This window comes from Mycobacterium sp. TH-M15, from assembly GCF_057473705.1.
Map to the genome: position 1 here is coordinate 1 of NZ_JBYCLB010000158.1, position 3,504 is coordinate 3,504.

5 protein-coding genes are annotated in these 3,504 nt (G+C 70.3%); 3 read left to right on the forward strand and 2 right to left on the reverse strand.

The window, feature by feature from the left end; all coding sequences use genetic code 11:
* The 3 genes from AC2VNT_RS03775 to rlmN all read left to right on the forward strand — a co-directional run.
* Window positions 1-249, forward strand: a 249-nt coding sequence (locus tag AC2VNT_RS03775) for a ribosome-recycling factor (RefSeq protein WP_486945582.1), incomplete at its 5' end; no start/stop codon positions are given.
* Between the two features lie 24 nt (window positions 250-273).
* The gene (locus AC2VNT_RS03780; RefSeq protein ID WP_486945583.1) at window positions 274-1,155 is read left to right on the forward strand and encodes a phosphatidate cytidylyltransferase; all 882 of its coding nucleotides are present in this window, start codon (window positions 274-276) and stop codon (window positions 1,153-1,155) included.
* A gap of 43 nt (window positions 1,156-1,198) precedes the next feature.
* Window positions 1,199-2,305 (forward strand): dual-specificity RNA methyltransferase RlmN, encoded by a 1,107-nt coding sequence (rlmN, locus tag AC2VNT_RS03785; protein WP_486945584.1) that lies wholly within the window; start codon window positions 1,199-1,201, stop codon window positions 2,303-2,305.
* A 116-nt stretch (window positions 2,306-2,421) separates the two neighbouring features.
* Here rlmN and AC2VNT_RS03790 read toward each other — a convergent pair whose 3' ends face one another.
* Together AC2VNT_RS03790 and AC2VNT_RS03795 are read right to left on the reverse strand one after the other, a co-directional pair.
* Window positions 2,422-2,667 (reverse strand): DUF2631 domain-containing protein, encoded by a 246-nt coding sequence (locus AC2VNT_RS03790; protein WP_486945585.1) that lies wholly within the window; start codon window positions 2,665-2,667, stop codon window positions 2,422-2,424.
* Window positions 2,668-2,718: 51 nt separating this feature from the next.
* Window positions 2,719-3,339, reverse strand: a complete 621-nt coding sequence (locus tag AC2VNT_RS03795) for a TetR/AcrR family transcriptional regulator (RefSeq protein WP_486945586.1) — start codon at window positions 3,337-3,339, stop codon at window positions 2,719-2,721.
* Window positions 3,340-3,504 lie beyond the last annotated feature (165 nt).

Below are 3,504 nucleotides of genomic sequence, written 5' to 3' on the forward strand. Positions count from 1 at the left end.
CAGCTGACCGAGGAGCGGCGCAAGGAACTGGTCAAGCAGGCCAAGGCCAAAGGCGAGGACGCCCGGGTGTCGGTGCGCAACATCCGCCGCAAGGCGATGGAGGAGCTGCACCGGATCCGCAAGGACGGCGAGGCCGGCGAGGACGAGGTCGGCCGCGCGGAGAAGGATCTGGAGAAGGCCACGCAGCAGTACACCAGCCAGATCGACGACCTGGTCAAGCACAAGGAAAGTGAGTTGCTGGAGGTCTAGGCGACCGATCGGCAACGAATTCCCATGGCAGGCAACGGTACAGGCGTAGCGGTCCAGAACGGCGCCACGGAGTCGCGGGCCGGGCGCAACCTTCCGGCGGCGATCACCGTCGGGCTGTTGCTGGCCGCGATGCTGATCTTGAGCCTGGTGTTCAAGCCGTTCCTGTGGGTGGTGGAGCTGGCGGTGGCCACCCCGATCGCCACCCACGAGGTGGTGCGCCGGCTGCGCGAGGATGGCTACGACGTGCCGTTCGTCCCGCTGCTGATCGGCGGGCAGGCGATGACCTGGCTGGCCTGGCTGTCCGGGGTGACCGGAGTGCTGGCGGCATTCGGCGGCACCGTCGTGGTCTGCATGATCTGGCGGCTGCTCGACCAGGGGCTGACCCACACCCCGGTGAACTATCTGCGGGACATGTCGGCCACCCTGATGATCGCCGTCTGGATCCCGCTGTTCATGGCCTTCGGGGTGCTGCTGGTCTGTGAGACCGGCGGGCTGCACGCGCAGCTGCGCAACGGGTGGGCGTTCTGCCTGCTGTTCACCGTGGTGCTCTCCGACGTCGGCGGCTACGCGGCCGGGGTGCTGTTCGGCAGACACCCGATGGTTCCGGCGATCAGCCCGAAGAAATCCTGGGAGGGGCTGGCCGGCTCGCTGGCGCTCGGGCTCACCGGCGGCGTGGTGGCGGTGTTGGTCTTCCTGCACGAGGCGTGGTGGGTCGGGCTGCCGCTGGGCTTGCTGCTGGTGCTCACCGGAATCTTCGGCGACCTGGTCGAATCGCAGATCAAACGCGACCTCGGCATCAAGGACATGGGCCGCTCGCTGCCCGGCCACGGCGGGATGATGGACCGGCTGGACGGGCTGCTGCCGGCGGCCACGGTGACCTGGATCGTGCTGACCGCGCTGCTCTGAGGTCAGCCCGGGCGTCGTGCGCCGGTCATACTGGGAACCAATCGTGAAACCACAGCTGGTGTTCTCCGCGCCGCGCCGGGCCCTGCCGCCGCGGCATCTGGCCGACCTCGACGCGGCCGGTCGGGTGGCGGCGGTCGCCGAGCTCGGACTGCCGTCGTTCCGCGCCAACCAGCTGGCCCACCAGTACTACGGCCGGCTGATCAACGACCCGCAGCAGATGACCGATCTGCCGGCCGCGGTGCGCGGATCGGTGGCCGATGCCCTGTTCCCGGCGCTGCTGACCGCGGCCGGCGAGATCGAATGCGACGCCGGTCAGACCCGCAAGACGCTGTGGCGGGCGCGGGATCACACCAGCTTCGAGTCGGTGCTGATGCGTTACCCGAAACGCAACACGGTGTGCATCTCCTCGCAGGCGGGCTGCGGGATGGCCTGCCCGTTCTGCGCCACCGGGCAGCAGGGCCTGACCCGCAACCTGTCCACCGCCGAAATCGTCGAACAGGTGCGGGCCGCGGCCGTCGAGCTACGGGACCGCGGCCCCGCCGGCTCCGGGGGCCGGCTGTCCAACGTGGTGTTCATGGGGATGGGCGAGCCGCTGGCCAACTATGTGCGGGTGGTCGACGCGGTGCGCCGGATCACCGCACCGGCGCCGGACGGATTCGGTATCTCAGCCCGGGCGGTGACCGTCTCGACCGTCGGCCTGGCCCCGGCGATCCGCAAGCTCGCCGACGAGCAGCTGGGGGTGACGCTGGCGCTGTCGCTGCACACCCCCGACGACGAGTTGCGTGACACGCTGGTCCCGGTGAACAACCGGTGGAAGGTCGCCGAGGCGCTGGACGCCGCGCGCTACTACGCCGACACCACCGGGCGGCGGGTCTCGATCGAGTACGCGCTGATCCGCGACGTCAACGACCAGCCGTGGCGGGCCGACCTGCTCGGCGCGTTGCTGCACCGCAAGCTCGGGGCGTTGGTGCACGTCAACCTGATCCCGCTGAACCCGACGCCGGACAGCGACTGGGACGCAAGTCCCAAACCGGTCGAGCGGGAGTTCGTCCGCCGGGTCCGCGGGCAGGGGGTGTCCTGCACGGTCCGGGACACCCGCGGGCGAGAGATTGCAGCCGCCTGCGGCCAGCTGGCGGCCGGAGGCCGGTAGCGGGAGCGCGGGCGAATTGGGCACGGCCTGCGGCCGGCTGGCGGCCGGAGGCCGGTAGCGGGAGCGCGGGCGAATTGGGCGCGGCCTGCGGCCGGCTGGCGGCCGGAGGCCGGTAGTTAGCGCAGCGAGCCGCGCCGGCGGCCCCGCACGTCGCGAACGACCACGAACAGCACCAGCGCAGCGAACCCGATCAGGAAGATGTCCTCGACGTGGCCGACGTGGTTGCCGCGCAGCATCAACAGCAGAAACGCGAAGATCCCCAGCCCGGTGATGTGCCAGGTCCGGTGGTTGATCCGGCTCCAGCCCCATGCCGCGGACGGCACCTCGGCGCTGGTGTTACGGTCCACCTCGGTACCGGCCACTTCGACTCCTCTGCTCGTGGGTGACTGCCGAACATTCTGGCATACACCCGGTCAGTCGATTTGGAATGTCCGGTAGGCGGCCCGGCCGATTATCTCGGCGAGACCGGCCGGTGTCCAGTGTTGGTCGGTGCCGAGCAGCAGACGTGCCGCCCCTTCGCAGATCGAGAGGAAAACCTCGGTGAGCGCGGTCAGGGTGCGATCGGTGTCATCCGAACCCGCCGGCAGCAGCGGGCGCATCACCGCGCTCACCCGGGCGGCGAGTTGGGCCCGGCCGCGGGCGACGGCGGCGGCCAGCACCGGGTCCTGGCCGGCGGCGAAGATGATCCGCCAGGACGTGGGACGCTCGCGGACGACGGCGAGGAATACCTGGAAACCCGCGACGAATCGCTCCTCGACATCGTCGGCCCCGCGTGGCGGGAGCGCGGCCAGCAGCCGGGTCAGCATCACGTCGGTCTCCCGATCGAGCAGCGCGGCCAGGATCTCGCCTCGGCCGCCGTAGCAGGCGTACACCACCGGCCGGGTAACCCCCATCCGCTCGGCGATGGCCGCGATCGTCACGCCGGCCACCCCGTGTTCGGCGGTGATGTCCAGCGCGACGTCGAGCACCTGGGGCCGACGCCGCTCAGGGCCCAGGTGCTCGGCGCGGCTGCGGGTGATGTCCTCGATCTGCACCGTCAAAGCGTAGGTCAGCGCAGGGCGACGTCGGCGATGATCAGCACCGGCCAGGCGATGATCTCCCCGAGGACGGAGAACAGCTTGTCCAAGCCGTGGGTGTCGGCGAGATGGTCGACGTGGCGGTAGGCCCAGAAGAGCCCGATCGCCAGATAACCGCCGAGC